Origin of the sequence: Nocardia brasiliensis ATCC 700358 (assembly GCF_000250675.2) — a bacterium.
Classification (GTDB): Bacteria; Actinomycetota; Actinomycetes; order Mycobacteriales; family Mycobacteriaceae; genus Nocardia; species Nocardia brasiliensis_B.
In genome coordinates this window covers 3,591,258-3,608,985 of record NC_018681.1, presented here as the reverse complement: position 1 = coordinate 3,608,985, position 17,728 = coordinate 3,591,258, and the positions used below count along the sequence as shown (strand labels likewise).

The window sequence follows — 17,728 nt, the reverse complement described above, 5'->3', positions numbered from 1 at the left end:
AACGTACCCGATTCGAGAGGTAGACATGCCACGCAACATTGTGGTGACCGGCGGCGCGACCGGAATCGGCCGGGCGATCGCCGCGGCTTTCGTGGCCGCGGGCGACGCCGTGGTGATCACCGGACGCCGCGCCGAGGCGCTACGCGCGACCGCCACCGAACTCGGCGTCACCGACCAGGTCTGCGATGCCACCGATCCCGCACAGATCGAGGCGTTGCTCAGCGCGCTGCCCGACCGGATCGACGTCTTGGTGAACAACGCGGGCGGCAACACCGACTTCGACCAGGACTCCCCCACCGACCTGGCCGCCGTGGCCGCCGCCTGGCGCGCGAACCTGGACGCGAACCTGATCAGCGCGGTGCTGATGACCACGGCACTGCGCGACCGGCTGGCCGCGGGCGGGACCGTGATCAACATCGGGTCCATCGCGGCCGACAAGGGGGCGGGCGCATACGGCGCGGCCAAGGCCGGTCTCGCCTCGTGGAACATGCAGCTGTCCGCCGAGCTCGGCCCTCGGGGCGTCACCGCGAACGTCATCGCCCCCGGCTACATCGCCGACACCGAATTCTTCCGCGACCGGCTGACCGAGCAGCGCCGCGATGCGCTCATCGCCGCCACGCACACCGGGCGGGCCGGCCTCCCCGATGACATCGCCTCCGCGGCAACCTATCTCGCTTCGCCGGGCGCACGTCAGCTGACCGGTCAGGTGCTGGCGGTCAACGGCGGCGAGCGCACGAGCCGCTGAGCGAGCGCCGACCGCGGCGCGCGGAGCGAGGCGGCGAATAGGGTCTATCCGGGCAACCGGCGCGGCAGGGTCTAGCATGAGCGGGCTGGTAACGGTGGATTTGCCGATCCCAAGGTGGTTCGATGACTAAAGCTGTTCCACAGCCGGTGGCGTTGGGCGATGAAGCGGCCCGGACACTGGCGAACGCCACGAAGACCGTGCCACAGATGGAGTCGATCACTCCTCGGTGGTTGGTCCATCTGCTGAACTGGGTACCCGTCGAAGCCGGTATCTACCGACGTAACCGGGTTACGCACGAACAGACCGTCGATATTCAGTGCGACAACTTCGACGAGTCTCCGCTGCCGGAGACCTTCATCGACTACGAGCGGGACCCGCGCGAGTATCGGCTCAAGGCCGTGCACACCATCCTCGATGTGCACACGCGCGTCTCCGATCTGTATTCGAGCCCGCACGATCAGATAGCTCAACAGTTGCGCTTGACCATCGAAGCGATCAAGGAACACCAAGAGGGCGAGCTGATCAACAGCCCGGACTACGGCTTGATCGCCAATACCGCCAAGAAGCAACGGCTCTCGACGATCGCGGGCCCGCCGACGCCCGACGACCTCGACAATCTGATCACCAGGGTCTGGAAGGAGCCCGGCTTCTTCTTGACCCACCCGCAGGGCATCGCCGCGTTCGGACGGGAATGCACCCGGCGCGGTGTGCCGCCGCCGACGGTGAGCATGTTCGGCTCCCAGTTCCTGACCTGGCGCGGGATCCCGATCATTCCGTCGGACAAGGTTCCGGTGGAACGCGGTAAGACCAAGTTCCTGCTGATCCGCACCGGCGAGGCGCGCCAGGGCGTCGTCGGCCTGTACCAGCCGGGGCTGGCGGGCGAACAGGGGCCGGGGCTTTCGGTGAAGTTCATGGGTATCGATCGCAGCGCGATCGCGTCGTATCTGGTGTCGCTGTACTGCTCGTTGGCCATCCTGACCGACGACGCGGTGGCAGTGCTCGACGGAGCCGAGGTGGGCAAGTTCCATGACTACGCACCGACCTACCGGAGCTGACGTCTCGCGCCCAGCGGACGACGGTGGTGCCGGGTGGCTGCTGCCGGACGAGGCGACGCTGAATCGTCTTGCCGGCGAATTCTTCTCGGCGCTGCCGTCGGGGTCGGCGGGCATGCCCGCCGCACCGGCGGGCGTGAGCGTGGCACAGCCGGATTTGCCGACGTCGCCGCCGAATGCGCCCGCGCCGTCACCGGTGCCGACGGCGACTTCTATGGGCGCACCTGGGTTTTCGGGTGCCCCACACCCGGGCGCGCATCCGCCGATGGCGCCGGCGAGTGCGTCGGGCGTGACCGGCACCGGACGTGAGGCGCCGGGTACCTATGTCCCCGGCGTGTCCGGCGTCGAAGTGCCGTCGAGCCCTCCCGCCGGTGGAGATGTCGCGTCCGTTTCGACATCGGAGACGGCGCAGGGGGTTTCGAGTAGCGCACCGCCGGGCGGTCGCACTCCGGAACCCTCCGTACCGGGCGCGGCGTCCGCGGCGACACCGAGATCGGCCGGCGCCGCACCGCCCGGTGGCGCCACCCCCGACCCGTATGTGCCGACCTGGGGCAGCGACGTCCCGATGGCGGACGCCGCCGGGCGGTCATCGAGTCCGGCCGTGGACCCCGCGGCCATCCACAGCGATCCGTTTCTCACCGCGCTGCCCTCGCTACGGGAAGTGCTGTCTCCACAGCGTTTTCCCGAGGCCCCGCAGCAACCGTCGACGGCGCCGAGCTTCTATTTCCTGGAGCCCCCTGCGGCGGCGCCGGTCGCGAGCGGTATCGCGCCGAACCGTTTCCCCGCCGCGCACCCTCCGTTCGACGTGCACGCGGTGCGCAACGATTTCCCGATCCTGCGGGAGCGGGTGAACGGCCATCCGCTGGTCTGGTTCGACAACGCCGCGACCACGCAGAAGCCGCGGGCGGTGATCGAGCGCATCGCGCACTTCTACGAACACGAGAACTCCAATATCCACCGCGCCGCACACGAATTGGCGGCGCGCTCTACCGACGCCTACGAGCAGGCCCGCGATCTCGTGGCTCGGTTCATCGGCGCGGCTTCGGCCGAGGAGATCATCTTCGTCCGCGGCGCGACCGAGGGCATCAACCTGATCGCACAGACCTGGGGCCGCAAGAATCTGCGGGCGGGCGACGAGATCGTCATCTCCCATCTCGAACACCACGCGAATATCGTGCCCTGGCAGCTGCTGGCGGCCGAGACCGGCGCTCAGCTGCGGGTCATCCCCGTCGACGACGACGGTGAGCTGCTGCTCGGCGAGTACACCCGGCTGCTCTCCGATCGCACCAAACTCGTTTCGGTGACCCACGTCTCGAACGCGCTCGGCACCATCACGCCGGTGCGCGAGATCGTCGCCGAGGCGCAGCGCGCGGGTGCGGTCACGCTCGTCGACGGCGCGCAATCGGTGCCGCACGCCGCCATCGATGTGCGCTCGATCGGCGCGGATTTCTTCGTGTTCTCCGGCCACAAGGTGTTCGGGCCCACCGGAATCGGCGTGGTCTACGGGAAATCCGAGGTACTGCAGGACGTGCCGCCGTGGCAGGGCGGGGGCAACATGATCAGCGATGTGACCCTGGAACGTTCGCTGTTCCAGCCGCCCCCGGGGCGATTCGAGGCGGGTACCGGGAACATCGCCGACGCGGTCGGTCTCGGTGCCGCGATCGAGTACGTCCAGCGCCTCGGCATGGACGCCATCGCTCGCTACGAGCACGGCCTGCTCGAGTACGCGACGCCGCGGGTCGCGGCGGTGCCGGGTGTCCGGCTGGTGGGCACCGCCGCGGAGAAGGCGAGCGTGCTCTCCTTCGTCATGGCCGGCTATGCGCCGATCGAGGTCGGTAAAGCCTTGAACGAGAAGGGCATCGCGGTCCGGGCGGGGCACCACTGCGCTCAGCCCATCCTGCGACGGCTCGGCCTGGAGGCGACGGTGCGTCCGTCGTTCGCCTTCTACAACACCTGTGCGGAGATCGACCGAATGGTCGCCGCGCTCGAAGAATTGGCAGTGCGCACACCCCGCTCACGCTGAGCGCTCGACCGCCGACCGCACCGAGGCAGCAGGGATTATCCCCGGCCGCCTCGGTGTTTCGCGTCGAGCAGGCCCGGCGGCGATCAGTAGGACTGCGCCCGATCTGACCAACGTGCGTTCAACTCGCCGGACACGCCTGCCGGAAAAATGATCTTGATCGGGTTACCGTCCGAGGTGTAACGCTGGTCGGGGTGCTCGGCAAGCCGGTCGAGCCAATACGTCGAGTCGAAGGCGACCGGCTCTCTGCCCGAACGGATTCGCGGCACCGCGGTGCGGTCGATCGAACCGAACGGGGACGGAGCGGGCTCGGCGCCGACCAGCATGACGGAGTCGAAGGCGTAGTGGGTACCCGCCCAGTCGCCGGCGACGGCCAGGGCGCGGTCGGCCGGATAGATCCCGAGCGGCAACGCCATGGTGCGCACCGGACCGGGTGTCGCGGCCGTGATCGCGCGGACGTTCTCGGCCAGCTCACGCTGCACACCGGCGCCGTCGAGCTGACCGAGGTTCGCGTGGCCGGCGGTGTGGGCGCCGATCTCGTAGCCGTGCGCCGCGAGCCAGGACAGTGCGCGCTCGTCACTCGCGAAGGGCTCGTTGTTGACATAAAAGGTTGCGGTAGGGGCGAAGTCGGGATGCTCGGCACGGAACTGTTCGAGGATGCCGAGCGCGGTGCCGGGCGCGGGCTGCCCGTTGTCGGTGAACGAGACCTGACTCAGGGTCGAATCGTCGAAGGTGAGGACCACGGGATGGGTGCCTGCGGGGATGTCGATGGCACCGGAGACATAGGCCGACGCGGTCACCGGCCGATAGTTCTCCCGGTACAGCCGATCGAGCTCGGCCCGGAACTTGGCCGGGGTCTGGTCGTAGTCGCTGGCCGGCGCCGCAGACAGCTGGTGATACATCAGGATCGGCACGACGCCGAGTTCGTTCGCCTGCACCGCAACGGGATCGGGCGCGGGTGCAACCGCGGACGCGGCGTCCGTCGTCGCGCTCACCCGCTCGTCACCGACGGCGGATTCCGCCGCGGTACATCCCGCGCAGACCGCGAACAACAATGCCGACAACATAACTCGAACACCGATCGTTGTGCTCTTCGCCATCGGCCCAACGCTACGCGAACTCACCGATTCTCCCGTGGAGGACATTGACCGAAAGTAATCGCGACAGTGCGGCACAGCCGGGATAGTAGAAACATCTTCGAACGAAAGTTGGTGTGCGCGTTGCTCGAATGGGTCCGCCTTCCGGGGCACCGACGGTTGACGGCAGTAATTGTTACCGCAGCCTTATCGATTCTCGTCGCTTCTGTGACCATCAGCTCGGTCCGGGCCGAACCCACCGGTTTGACGGTGACCGGGTTGCCCGGCGGTCCGATCGGCGCGACGGCGTTGTCCGCCTTGACATTGCGGGTGGACGCGCGCGATCACGATCCGCACGCCATGCGGCTGGAGCTGGACGGCGAGCCGGTCACCGGACAGGTCGAGGGCAATTCCGTGGTGTACAGACCGGAGAGACTAGGCAGTGGGGGGCACAGATTCACCGCCGAGATCCCGGCCGGGGGCGTCTTCGGTTTCTTGCGGACGGGCCCGGGGGCGGCCGAGATCTTCACCGTGGACAACGAAGCACCCGCGCTCGAGGTGAGCCAACCGGCGAACGTGACGTCCTACCGCCAGCCGGTCACGGTGCGCGGCAAAGCCCAAGGCGCAGAGCGGGTATCGATCGGTGATCAGACCGCGACCCCCGCGGCCGACGGAACCTTCGAGATCCCCCTCCCGCGCGCGCCGATCGGCGCCCACGTGGTCGCGGTCGATCTCGCGGGCAACGAAACCACCCAGCCGATCACCACGGCCATGGAGACGGCTCCGATCCGGGCGGTCCACGTCACCGCGCACGCGTGGTCGCACGAAGGGCTGCGCGAGGACGTGCTGAACCTGGCCCGCGACGGCCGGATCGACACGGTCCAGCTCGACATCAAGGACGAGGACGGCGTCGTCGGCTACGACTCCCAGGTGCCGCTCGCCCGCGAGTCCGGCGCCGTCGAGGCGATCTACGACGCACCCGCCGCGTTGCGGCAACTCCACGACATGGGCCTGCGCGTAGTCGGCCGCATCGTCGCCTTCCGCGACAGCCGGATGGCCGAATGGGCCTGGCACGCCGGGCATCCGGATTGGGTCATCCAGAATCCCGGCGGCGGCCCCTACGCGAGCAAATACGGGCCGATCGCGTTCACCAATTTCGCGAGCCCCGAAATGCGCCGATACAACATCGATCTCGCCGTCGAGGCGGCGAAGCTCGGTTTCGACGGCATCATGTACGACTACATCCGCCGCCCCGACGGCGACCTCTCGCAGATGGTGTTCCCCGGGTCCACCGAGTCGCCGAGCATGTCGATCGCCGAGTTCCTCCGCGAGAGCCGCGATCCCGTCCGCGACGCGGGCGCCGATCAGAGCGCCGCCGTCTTCGGCATCGCCTCGACCCGCCCTGACCAGATCGCGCAGGACATTCCGCGCATGGCCCGCCACGTCGACTACATCGCGCCGATGCTGTATCCGTCGCATTGGAACGCGGGTGAGTACGGCGTCGCGAACCCCAACTCTCAGCCTTACGACATCGTGTTCCGCTCACTCCAGGACTTCCGCGCCCAGACCCAGGGCACCGGCGCGAAAATCGTGCCCTGGCTCCAGGATTTCAGCCTCGGCGTGAATTACGGCCCGCACGAGGTGCAGGCGCAGATCGATGCGTCCCGCGATGCGGGCGTCCACGGCTTCTTCCTCTGGAGCCCGACGGTGCGATACCACATGGCGGGCGCGGCTCCCGCCTGAGTTTCCTTGGCGCGCAACGGCAGATGGAGCGCGGCGCCGACTCCATCTGCCGCCGGGCTCATCCGCTGAACACGTCGAACACCTCTTCGGCCCGGTCCCGGGCGCGGTACATGTCCCAGGCCTTGTCGGCGAGTTCGTCGGGGTCGAGGGTGTGGCCCGCCGCGTCGCCGAAGTGCCCGGGAGCCGCGGTGACCATGGCGTGGATGTCACCGCGCTCGATCAGGCCGCCGATGGTCAGGGTGCCTGCGTAGACACCGCGGTCGGCGAGGCCGGCATGCAACGTGACGGCGTAGTTGCGCAGCGCGGCCGAGGCCAAGGCCAGCTGGCCGAGCATCGGCATGGGCAGCACGCTGGAGAGCCCGCCCGCGAACAGCAGTCCGCCGGAGCCGCGTTCGAGCATGCCCGGCAGGACCTCGCGTACCAGGTCCAGCGCGGGCCAGACCAGTTCGAAGCCGGATTGTGCTGTCGCAACGTCTATTTCGGTGATATCGGCGAGCGGGGCGGCAGGCTGGGTCGTCGCAGGCCCGTAGTAGACCAGTTCCACCTCCCCGCCGATCGCGGCGAGCGCGGATTTCAGCTGGATGGGGTCGGTGATGTCGGCGGCCTGGGCCGTGGCAACGATCCCCTGCGCGGCAAGATCTTTCAAATACTGCTCGTGTCGAGCGGGGCTGCGCGAGATCAGCGCGACCCGGAAACCTTCGCGGCCGAAGCGCGCGGCCATCGACATGCCGAGGCCGGGTCCGGCGCCGACGATCACTGCCGTTGATGGGGACATCTGTCTCTCCTCCTGAATATTGAGGGGCTCCTCATTTTCAGAAGATAGCACGAAGTCGAGGAGCCCCTCGATTTTTGTAGAATGGTCCCCATGACCAAACCGCTGCGTCGTGACGCGGCCCGCAACCGCGAGAAGCTGCTGCGCGAGGCCGCCGATGTATTCACCGAGCAGGGCCTGGACGGTTCCCTGGAGGAGATCGCACGCCGCGCCGGGGTGAGCATCGGCACGCTCTACAACCACTTCCCGCACCGGGACGCGCTGATCGAAGCACTGCTTCCGCCGCGCTTGGCGGCGCTGGACGAGTTCGCCGTACGCGCCGCGGCCGAGCCGGACGCCTGGACGGCGCTCACCGGATTCCTCGAAGATCTGCTCGGCCAGATGACCACCGACCGCGGCCTGCTCGAAGCCCTCACTCGCGATCACCCCGCGGCAGACCAGCTGGCCGCGGCCTGCCACCGCGGGATGTCACACCTGGCCACATTGCTGGCACGGGCCCGGCGCGCGGGCGTGCTCCGCGCAGACGCGAGCGACGAAGACGTGACGAATCTGGTGTGGGCGCTGTCGCTGCTCGGCGAGGCCACCGGCTCCCCCGCCTGGCGGCGCTGCCTGGAATTCGTGTTCGACGGCCTGCGTTCGAGCAAGTAGACCAACCCCTCGCGAAAGGATCAGTACTGTGCCGCATGCCAAGGCCGCCGACGGCGTTCGCCTCGCGTATCAGACCGCAGGCGCCGGCACACCGCTGGTCTTGCTCGCCGGGCAGGCCAACAACCACCACTGGTGGGACGGGATCCGCACGGACTTCGAAACCCGGTATCGCACCGTCACCGTCGATTGGCGCGGCACCGGCGACAGCGACAAACCCGACGAGCCGTACAGCACAGCGGGTTTCGCCGAGGATGTGGTCGCGGTGCTCGACGATCTCGGGATCGAGCGAGCGGCGGTGTACGGCACATCGATGGGCGGGCGAGTCGGCCAGTGGCTGGCGGCCCGGCATCCGGATCGAGTGCACGGGCTGGTACTCGGCTGCACGTCACCGGGCGGCAGGCACAGCGTCGAACGCGGCCCCGAGATCAGGCAGTCACTCATCCAGCCCGACGCGACCGCGGCCCGGCAGGCGCTGCTGGAGTTGATGTACACACCACAGTGGCTGGCGCGTACGCCCGGACCGTTCAATACGCTCGGCGACCCGGAGATGCCCGCCTACGCCAAGCGCAGGCACCTGGTCGCGAGCAACAAGCACAACGCGTGGGAGGTGCTGCCGGAGATCCGCACGCCGACGCTGGTGGTGCACGGCACCGAGGACCGGTTCAATCCGGTGGCGAATGCGCCGCTGCTGGCCGAGCGGATCCCGCACGCGCGCATGCAGCTGATTCCGGGCGCTCGACACGCCTACTTCGATGAGTTCCGCGAGGTGGCGAGCCCGCTCGTCCTGGACTTTCTCGACGCGACCTGAACCACACGCGTATCGCCCCCGCTTCCCTTTCAGTATATCTAATTAACCGGCCAATTGTCAAAACCTTGACTTCACAATGGCCGTAGAGTTATTCTATAAATGCGGGAACATTCGAAACGGATTCGATCCGAGCAAATAAATTCGAATGCCTATTGCGCTGCCGGAAATCTGCGAGTAATTTGAAGCGTTGCGCAGGCCGCCTCCTGTCCGGACTCTCGAATCAAACAGCAGTGAGTATCACCGTTTGCCGTGATGCTCACTTTCTTGCTGATGCGTGAGCTCTGTCCGCAGGCGCGCACGTGCAATTCGTCAGCAGCGAAGTCCCGAAAGGACGCACCGTGCCCGTATCGCCCCAGACCGACGCCGATCACGCCGTGGCCGTTGCCGCTATCCCCGGAGCACCGCACCGGCTGTCTTTCGCCAGAGTGCAAGAACCCATCGATGTGCCGAAGCTGCTCGACCTGCAAACCGATTCGTTCGGCTGGCTGATCGGCACACCGGACTGGCGCGCCAGGGCGCTCGCCCGCGGCGAAACCGACCCGGTCGGTGGACTCGAGGAAATCCTCGCGGAACTGTCCCCGGTCGAGGATTTCGCCGGCTCGATGTCGCTGTCTTTCTCCGATCCTCGGTTCGAAGAGGTCAAGGCCTCGATCGACGAGTGCAAAGACAAGGACATGACCTACGCGGCGCCGCTGTTCGTCACCGCGGAGTTCATCAACAACAATACCGGCGAGATCAAGAGCCAGACGGTCTTCATGGGTGATTTCCCGATGATGACCGACAAGGGCACGTTCATCATCAACGGCACCGAGCGCGTCGTCGTCTCACAGCTGACCCGCTCGCCCGGAGTTTATTTCGATCACTCGGTGGACAAGACCACCGATAAGAATCTGTACAGCGTGCGCGTCATCCCGTCGCGTGGCGCGTGGCTGGAGTTCGACATCGACAAGCGCGACACCGTCGGCGTCCGCATCGACCGCAAGCGCCGCCAGCCGGTGACGGTACTGCTCAAGGCGCTCGGCTGGAGTCCGGAACAGATCGCCGAGCGGTTCGGCTTCTCCGAGGTCATGCTGTCGACCCTGGCGAAAGACCACACGAGCGGCGCCGACGAGGCGCTGCTGGACATCCATCGCAAGCTGCGTCCAGGTGAGCCGCCGACCAAGGAGTCCGCGCAGAACCTGCTGGAGAATCTGCTCTTCAAGGAGAAGCGCTACGACCTCGCGCGCGTGGGTCGCTACAAGACCAACAAGAAACTCGGCATCACCGACAGCACCACGACCACGCTCACCGAGACAGACCTGATCGCGACCATCGAGTACCTGGCACACCTGCACGCCGGCGACAAGACGATGACGGGGCCCGGCGGTGCCGAGATCCCGGTCGAACTCGACGATATCGATCACTTCGGCAACCGTCGCGTCCGTACCGTCGGCGAGCTGATCCAGAACCAGATCCGCATCGGCCTGTCCCGGATGGAGCGGGTGGTCCGCGAGCGGATGACCACCCAGGACGTCGAGGCGATCACGCCGCAGACCCTGATCAACATCCGCCCGGTGAGCGCGTCGATCAAGGAGTTCTTCGGCACCTCGCAGCTCTCGCAGTTCATGATGCAGGACAACCCGCTCGCCGGGCTCACGCACAAGCGCCGCCTGTCCGCCCTCGGCCCCGGCGGCCTGACCAGGGAACGCGCCAGCCTCGAGGTGCGCGACATCCACTTCAGCCACTACGGCCGGATGTGCCCGATCGAAACGCCGGAAGGCCCGAGTATCGGTCTGATCGGCTACCTTTCGGTGTACGCGCGGGTCAATCCGTTCGGCTTCATCGAGACGCCGTACCGCCGGGTGGCCGGCGGGCAGGTCACCGACGAGATCGTCTACCTCACCGCCGACGAAGAAGAGCGCTACGTGCGCGCGCAGGCCAACTCGCCGGTCGACGCCGACCGGCGCCTGTCCGAAAGCAAGGTGCTGGCACGGCGTTTCGGCGAGGAGGTGGAATACGTCGCCCCGTCGGCGGTCGACTTCATGGATGTCTCACCGCGCCAGATGGTTTCGGTCGCCTCGGCGATGATTCCCTTCCTGGAACACGACGACGCCAACCGCGCCCTGATGGGTGCGAACATGCAGCGTCAGGCCGTGCCGCTGATCCGTTCCGAGGCCCCGATCGTCGGCACCGGCATGGAATTGCGCGCATCCATCGACGCCGGCGACCTGGTCCTCAATGACAAAGCCGGTGTGGTGGAAGAGGTTTCGGCCGACTACATCACCGTCATGGCCGATGACGGCACCCGGCGCAGCTACCGGTTACGCAAGTTCGCGCGCTCGAATCAAGGCAACTGCTACAACCAGCGGCCGATCGTGGACGAGGGGCAGCGGGTCGAGACCGGTCAGGTGCTCGCCGATGGTCCGTGCACCGAGAACGGTGAGATGGCGCTGGGCAAGAACCTGCTCGTGGCGATCATGCCGTGGGAGGGCCACAACTACGAGGACGCGATCATCCTGTCGCAGCGCCTCGTGGAAGAGGACGTGCTGACCTCGATCCATATCGAAGAGCACGAGATCGATGCCCGCGACACCAAACTCGGTGCCGAGGAGATCACCCGCGATATCCCCAACGTCTCCGACGAGGTCCTGGCCGACCTCGACGAGCGCGGCATCGTGCGCATCGGCGCGGAGGTCCGTGACGGTGACATCCTGGTCGGCAAGGTCACCCCGAAGGGCGAGACCGAGCTGACCCCGGAAGAGCGGTTGCTGCGCGCGATCTTCGGGGAGAAGGCCCGTGAGGTGCGTGACACCTCGCTCAAGGTGCCCCACGGTGAGTCCGGCAAGGTCATCGGTATCCGGGTGTTCTCCCGCGAGGACGACGACGACCTGCCTCCCGGTGTGAACGAGCTGGTGCGCGTCTACGTCGCGCAGAAGCGCAAGATCCAGGACGGTGACAAGCTCGCCGGTCGCCACGGCAACAAGGGTGTCATCGGCAAGATCCTGCCCACCGAGGACATGCCCTTCCTGCCCGACGGCACCCCGGTCGACATCATCCTCAACACCCACGGCGTGCCGCGTCGTATGAACATCGGCCAGATCCTGGAAACCCACCTCGGGTGGATCGGCAAGGCCGGCTGGGAGATTCAGGGTGCACCGGAGTGGGCCGCGGCGCTGCCCGAAGCACTGCGGTCCGCGCCGCCGAACAGCAATATCGCGACGCCGGTCTTCGACGGCGCCCAGGATGCCGAACTTGCCGGGCTGCTCGGGTCGACGCTGCCCAATCGGGACGGCGACGTGCTGGTGGGCGCGGACGGGAAAGCGACGCTGTTCGACGGGCGTTCGGGTGAACCGTTCCCGTACCCGGTGGCGGTCGGCTACATGTACATCCTGAAGCTGCACCACCTGGTCGACGACAAGATCCACGCCCGTTCGACCGGTCCGTACTCGATGATCACCCAGCAGCCGCTCGGCGGTAAGGCCCAGTTCGGTGGCCAGCGCTTCGGTGAAATGGAGTGCTGGGCGATGCAGGCCTACGGCGCGGCTTACACGCTGCAGGAACTGCTCACCATCAAGTCCGACGACATCGTGGGTCGCGTGAAGGTCTACGAGGCGATCGTCAAGGGCGAGAACATTCCGGAGCCGGGCATTCCGGAGTCGTTCAAGGTGCTCCTCAAGGAACTCCAGTCGCTGTGCCTCAACGTCGAAGTCCTCTCCGCGGAAGGCCTCGCGATCGAGATGCGTGACGGCGACGACGAGGACCTGGAGCGCGCGGCCGCGAACCTGGGCATCAACCTGTCCAGGAACGAGGCCACGGTGGACGACCTGCCCAGCTGATCGGCATAACCGGGCCGAGATCGTCACCACCGGTGACGATCTCGGCCCGGACGGCTATACGTGCACCGTGGCCACCGCGTCGACCACATCCGGATTCTTCGGCTTGGTCCGCGGCAGGAAGAAGGCCGGTACCAGGGTGAGCACGATCAGCACCAGCGCCACGATGTAGGTGTGGCTGAATGCCGTTGCGGCCTGGTCCAATCCGGCCGCCAGCACGCCCGGCGGCAGCTGACTCGCCAGTTCGGGCTTGGTGGTCGCGGCGATCGCGGGCAGCGCGAACTCCCGATCGTTCAGCAGCGCGGTCAGCACCACCGAGATGGTCGCGGTGCCGATCGAACCGCCGGTCTGGTTGATGATGTTCATCAGGGTCGAACCGCGGGCGACCTGCTGGTGGGTCAGCGTCTGGATCGCCGCGGTCATGATCGGCATCATGGTGCAGCCCATGCCGAGACCCATCACGAACAGGGCGGCCAGCATCATCGGATACGACGTGTCCACCTTCAGCTGCACGAAGAACGCGGTGCTGACCGCGATCAACGCGATGCCGACCAGCACGATCTTGCCCGGGCCGATCTTGTCGACCAGCTTGCCCGCCACCGGCATGGTGAGCATCGCGCCCAAACCCTGTGGCACCAGCAACAATCCGGTCTGCAACGCCGATTCACCGCGCACCTGTTGCAGGTAGGCCGACAGCAGCAGGCTGCCGCCGAAGAAGGCGATCGCGAACAGCACCATGGTGAGCACCGAGAAGGTCAGCGCCCGGTTGCGGAACAGATGCAGATCGATCAACGGGTGCTCGGTGCGCAGTGCGTGGAAGACGAACGCCACCAACAGGATCAAGCCGATGATGGCGGGCAGCAGCACCTTGGTCGCGAGCACCGTGCCCTCGCCGGGGATCGACGAGACGCCGAACAGGAACAATGCCAGACCCGGTGAGGCGAGCAGCATGCCGACGAAGTCGAACGACTCGGCCGGCTCCGGCTTGTCCGCGGGGAACACCACCTGCGCCAGGATCAGCGCGACGATGCCGATCGGCAGATTGATCAAGAAGATCCACTGCCAATGGAATTCGATCAGCCAGCCGCCGAGGATGGGGCCGCAGATCGGGCCGAGCAGCATCGGCACACCGAGCACCGCCATCACGCGGCCGACCCGCTGCGGACCGGCCGCGTGCGTCATGATCGTCATGCCGAGCGGCATCAGCATGCCGCCGCCGATGCCCTGGACCACGCGGAAGGCGATGAGCGACTGGATGTTCCAGGCCAGCGCGCAGAGCACCGACCCGAGCACGAAGAAGGCGAGCGCCGCCATGTACAGGCGCTTGGTACCGAAGCGGTCCGCGGCCCAGCCGGTGAGCGGAATGACCGTGGCCAGTGCGAGGGTGTAGCCGGTCACGGTCCACGCCGCGATGGCGTAGCTCGTGTCGAAAGTGTCCTGGAAGGTGGGCAACGCGATGTTGACGACGGTGATGTCGAGAATCGACATGATCGCGCCGAGTACCACGACGCCCGCCACCTTGAAGACCGCCGCGTCGAGTTTGTCGGCGGTCGGATCAGGCGTCGTCGCCTGCGTATCCGGAGGTTGTGTCACCGCTTCAGCGTTGCACTTCTTCAGTCGCTACACCAGCAAATTGTCCTGCCATTCGTGAGAAAAATTCGATCTCGGCCAGGGCGGCCGCGGTCGTGACCTCACCGGCGGGCAGCAGCGGCAGCCGCACGGCCGGGCTCGGAATGCGGCCTTGAGCCGCGAGAACGGCCTTGATCACGGTGGGGTTGGGCTCGGCGAAGAGGGTGGCCGACAGCGCGGCCAGCCGATGCCCGAGCGCACGCGCCTGCTCGATCCGGCCGTCGCGCCAGGCCGCGATGAGCGCGGTGAACGGCGCGGTGGCCACGATGCCGGAGGCCAGGATGCCGCCCTCGGCGCCGAGCGCCAGCAGCGGCGAGACGAACAGGTCGTCGCCCGCCAGCACGGCGAAGTCCGCGGGGCGTGCGCCCATCAGCGCGACGGTGGCCTCATCGATACTGCCCACGGCGTGTTTGACGCCGACGATGTTCGGATGCGCCGCGATATCGAGCAGGGTTTCCGCGCACAGCGTGCGACCGGTGCGATACGGAATGTTGTAGACCACCAGCGGCACCGGGCTGCCCCCGGCCAGCGCCCGGAAGTGCGCGAGCACCCCGGCCTCGGTGGGCCGGGTGTAGTACGGGACGACGGTGAGCGCGGCGGCGATCTGCCCCGACAGCGCGGCCAGCGCATCGGCGGAGTCGGCCGTCGAGTTGGAGCCGGCGCCGACGATCAACGGCGCGTTGTGTTCCCGGCACACGCTCGCGCAGACGTCGATCACCCGGGCGCGTTCGGCCGGCGTCAACGTCGCCGCTTCGGCGGTGGTGCCGAGCGCGACCAGGCCGGTCGCGCCCTCGGCGAGCGCCGAGTGGGCCAGTCCGGCCAGCGCTTCGGCGGCCAGGGCGTTCTCTGCCGTGAACGGCGTGACAAGGGGGACGAAAAGGCCTGCGAGCGTCATGGTTATGAGGGTGACGGCCACAAAGCGTCAGGTCCAGTTCACATTTCTACATTCGAGCATAAGCTGACCTGATGCTCGATATTCGCAAATTGCGGCTGCTGCGCGAGCTCTCGCATCGGGAGACCATCGCGGCGGTCGCCGAGGCACTGGCCTACACACCTTCGGCGGTCTCGCAGCAACTCACGGCGCTGGAACGCGAAGCGGGCGTGCCGCTGCTCGAACGGACCGGGCGGCGGGTGACGCTCACCCCGGCGGCGCGCACGCTGGTCGAGCACGCCGAAACCATCCTCGCGGTGCTCGAACAGGCCGCCGCCGACATGGCCACGGCGCGTACCGAACTCGCCGGGACGCTGCGGATCGGCGCCTTTCCCACCGCCATTCGCACCATTCTCTCTCCGGCGCTCGTCACGCTGAGCCGGGATCATCCCGGCCTGGAACTGATGGTCACCGAGATCGATCCGGCGACCGCGCCCGCCGCGTTGCGCGCGGAAGCGCTCGACGTCGCGCTGGTGCAGGAATACGACTACGTGCCGGTCGAACCCGACCCCGCGCTCGACACCGAGCCGCTGCTGGAAGAGACGATCTATCTGGCCGCGCCCACCGCCGAACCACTCGTCGCGTACCGCGAAACCGCTTGGATCGCAGGGATTCCCGACACGCTGTGCTACACGATGACCGTCCGAGCTTGCCAGGCAGCGGGATTCACGCCGCGGATCCGCCATCACGCCGACGATTTCGGCACCGTGCTCGCGCTCGTCGCGGCCGGGCAGGGGGTCGCGCTGGTGCCCGAACTCGGCGCGCTGGACTGCCCGGCCGAGGTCACGCTGACCCCGCTGCCGGCTCGGCGGCGCACCCACCTGGCGTATCGGCGCGGCACCGGTAACCACCCGGCGGTCCGGGCGGCCCGTGCGGCGCTGGTCGCGGCCGCGAACTCCGGGTGACGCCCCGGTCGGCAGGCGCCGCAGGGGACCGCTGATTATCCGTTGCGGCCCCGGGTAACCGTCGGTCAGTAACCGGGAGGTGGTGGCCTGTGCGGACGATATCGACCGATATCCCGGCGCGCCTGGATCGATTGCCGTGGTCGCGCTGGCACTGGATGGTGGTGATCGGGCTGGGGTCGGTCTGGATCCTGGACGGCCTCGAGGTCACCGTCGTCGGTAGCGTGGCGAGCAGATTGTCCGAGCCGGGCAGCGGGATAGACATCACCGCCGCACAGGTTTCCGGTGTGGCGGCCGCGATGTACGTCACCGGCGCGTGCACCGGGGCGCTGTTCTTCGGTTGGCTCACCGACAGATTCGGCCGCAAGAAGCTCTTCCTGATCACCCTCGCGGTGTACTTGATCGCGACGGCGCTGACCGCCGTCTCGTTCTCGATGTGGTGGTTCATCCTCTTCCGGTTCTTCACCGGGTTCGGGATCGGCGGCGAGTACGCGGCCATCAACTCCGCGATCGATGAGCTGATCCCGCGAAAGTACCGCGGCCGCATCGACATCGTGATCAACGGGACCTATTGGCTCGGCGCGGTGGGCGGCGCGCTGCTGTCCATCGTCGCGCTGAACACCGATTGGTTCGCGCCGAATATCGGCTGGCGCTTGACCTTTGCGCTGGGCGCGGTGTTCGGCCTGGTCATTCTCGTGGTGCGCCGGCACGTGCCGGAGAGCCCGCGCTGGATGTTCATCCACGAGCGCGAGGACGGCGCCGAACGGATCGTCGCCGATATCGAGAAACAGGTCCGCACCGATACCGGTGACGAACTGGAAGACGTGTCGGAGCAACGGATCGAGATCCACCAGCGGCGCACCATCAGCTTCCGCGAGATCGCGGCGGTGATGGTGCGGCACTATCCGCGCCGCAGCGCGCTCGGGCTCGCCCTGTTCGTCGGGCAGGCGTTCCTGTACAACGCCATCACCTTCAATTACGCGCTCATCCTGGCGAAGTCGTTCGACGTGCCCGACGATCGGGTCGGCTACTACTTCGCGGTGATCTGCTTCGGCAATTTCCTCGGGCCGTTGCTGCTGGGGCGGTTCTTCGACACCGTCGGCCGCAAGCCGATGATCGCGGGCTGCTACATCGGCTCGGCGGTGCTGTTGTTCGGCACCGCATGGCTTTTCGCGGCGGGCCAGCTCTCCGCGGTGACCTTGACCGCGTGCTGGACCGTGGTGCTCTTCGTCGCCTCCTGCGGGGCGAGCGCGGCGTATCTGACGGTGAGCGAGATCTTCCCGATGGAGACCCGCGCGATGGCCATCGCGTTCTTCTACGCGATCGGCACCTTCGCGGGTGGTGTGGCCGGGCCGCTGGTGTTCTCGAAGTTGTCCGCCGAGGGCGACCCGGGCAAGACCGCGCTGGCCTTCGCCATCGGCGCGGCCACGATGTTCGCCGCGGGCCTGGTCGAGCTGGCCTATGGCGTACGCGCGGAAGGGCGCTCGCTGGAGGACATCGCCAAACCGCTGAGTGCCACCTCGAAAAGCCCGGTGACCTGAGACTGGGCAAATTGTCTCAGACACTCTAGACTCAAGCCCTGCCACCGCG

The 17,728-nt window shown here is 67.2% G+C and carries 13 protein-coding genes; 9 read left to right on the top strand and 4 right to left on the bottom strand.

Features of this window, described 5'->3' with window-relative positions; all coding sequences use genetic code 11:
• Positions 1-25: 25 nt before the first annotated feature.
• The 3 genes from O3I_RS16340 (at position 26) to O3I_RS16330 (ending at position 3,820) form a co-directional block, all read left to right on the top strand.
• Positions 26-745 (top strand): SDR family NAD(P)-dependent oxidoreductase, encoded by a 720-nt coding sequence (locus O3I_RS16340; RefSeq protein WP_014984047.1) that lies wholly within the window; start codon positions 26-28, stop codon positions 743-745.
• Positions 746-867: 122 nt separating this feature from the next.
• Positions 868-1,800, top strand: a complete 933-nt coding sequence (locus O3I_RS16335) for a family 2A encapsulin nanocompartment shell protein (protein WP_014984046.1) — start codon at positions 868-870, stop codon at positions 1,798-1,800.
• On the top strand, positions 1,772-3,820 hold the full coding sequence (locus O3I_RS16330) for a family 2A encapsulin nanocompartment cargo protein cysteine desulfurase (protein WP_081594011.1): 2,049 nt from the start codon (positions 1,772-1,774) through the stop codon (positions 3,818-3,820). The genes O3I_RS16335 and O3I_RS16330 overlap by 29 nt, the downstream gene beginning before the upstream one ends.
• An 83-nt stretch (positions 3,821-3,903) precedes the next feature.
• Here the strand turns inward: O3I_RS16330 and O3I_RS16325 are convergent, their stop codons facing one another.
• Entirely contained in the window at positions 3,904-4,917 is a 1,014-nt protein-coding gene (locus O3I_RS16325) for a polysaccharide deacetylase family protein (protein ID WP_237748310.1), read from the bottom strand.
• Between the two features lie 204 nt (positions 4,918-5,121).
• Here O3I_RS16325 and O3I_RS16320 point away from each other — a divergent pair, with 204 nt between their 5' ends.
• The gene (locus O3I_RS16320) at positions 5,122-6,636 is read left to right on the top strand and encodes a putative glycoside hydrolase (RefSeq protein WP_014984042.1); all 1,515 of its coding nucleotides are present in this window, start codon (positions 5,122-5,124) and stop codon (positions 6,634-6,636) included.
• A gap of 58 nt (positions 6,637-6,694) precedes the next feature.
• On the opposite strand, the gene O3I_RS16315 is transcribed toward O3I_RS16320, so the two are convergent.
• Positions 6,695-7,411 (bottom strand): SDR family NAD(P)-dependent oxidoreductase, encoded by a 717-nt coding sequence (locus tag O3I_RS16315; protein WP_041562654.1) that lies wholly within the window; start codon positions 7,409-7,411, stop codon positions 6,695-6,697.
• A 90-nt stretch (positions 7,412-7,501) separates the two neighbouring features.
• Between O3I_RS16315 and O3I_RS16310 the strand changes: the two genes are divergently transcribed.
• The 3 genes from O3I_RS16310 (at position 7,502) to O3I_RS16300 (ending at position 12,679) form a co-directional block, all read left to right on the top strand.
• A complete protein-coding gene (locus O3I_RS16310) occupies positions 7,502-8,056 on the top strand; it encodes a TetR/AcrR family transcriptional regulator (RefSeq protein WP_014984040.1) in 555 nt (184 codons plus the stop codon).
• A 28-nt stretch (positions 8,057-8,084) separates the two neighbouring features.
• Entirely contained in the window at positions 8,085-8,864 is a 780-nt protein-coding gene (locus O3I_RS16305; RefSeq protein WP_014984039.1) for an alpha/beta fold hydrolase, read from the top strand.
• Positions 8,865-9,202: 338 nt separating this feature from the next.
• Positions 9,203-12,679, top strand: coding sequence for a DNA-directed RNA polymerase subunit beta (locus tag O3I_RS16300; protein ID WP_086006280.1), 3,477 nt, complete (start codon positions 9,203-9,205; stop codon positions 12,677-12,679).
• A 54-nt stretch (positions 12,680-12,733) separates the two neighbouring features.
• Here O3I_RS16300 and O3I_RS16295 read toward each other — a convergent pair whose 3' ends face one another.
• Both O3I_RS16295 and dapA read right to left on the bottom strand, forming a co-directional pair.
• Positions 12,734-14,269 carry a DHA2 family efflux MFS transporter permease subunit gene (locus tag O3I_RS16295; RefSeq protein ID WP_014984037.1) on the bottom strand — a complete coding sequence of 512 codons (1,536 nt, stop codon included), beginning with the start codon at positions 14,267-14,269 and terminating at the stop codon, positions 12,734-12,736.
• 4 nt (positions 14,270-14,273) lie between these two features.
• A complete protein-coding gene (gene dapA, locus O3I_RS16290) occupies positions 14,274-15,200 on the bottom strand; it encodes a 4-hydroxy-tetrahydrodipicolinate synthase (RefSeq protein WP_041563892.1) in 927 nt (308 codons plus the stop codon).
• Between the two features lie 71 nt (positions 15,201-15,271).
• Here dapA and O3I_RS16285 point away from each other — a divergent pair, with 71 nt between their 5' ends.
• Positions 15,272-16,141: a LysR family transcriptional regulator gene (locus O3I_RS16285; protein ID WP_014984035.1), complete on the top strand. Its 870-nt coding sequence runs from the start codon at positions 15,272-15,274 to the stop codon at positions 16,139-16,141.
• 89 nt (positions 16,142-16,230) lie between these two features.
• Complete coding sequence (locus O3I_RS16280; RefSeq protein ID WP_014984034.1) at positions 16,231-17,679, top strand: MFS transporter; 1,449 nt, start codon at positions 16,231-16,233, stop codon at positions 17,677-17,679.
• Positions 17,680-17,728: the final 49 nt, after the last annotated feature.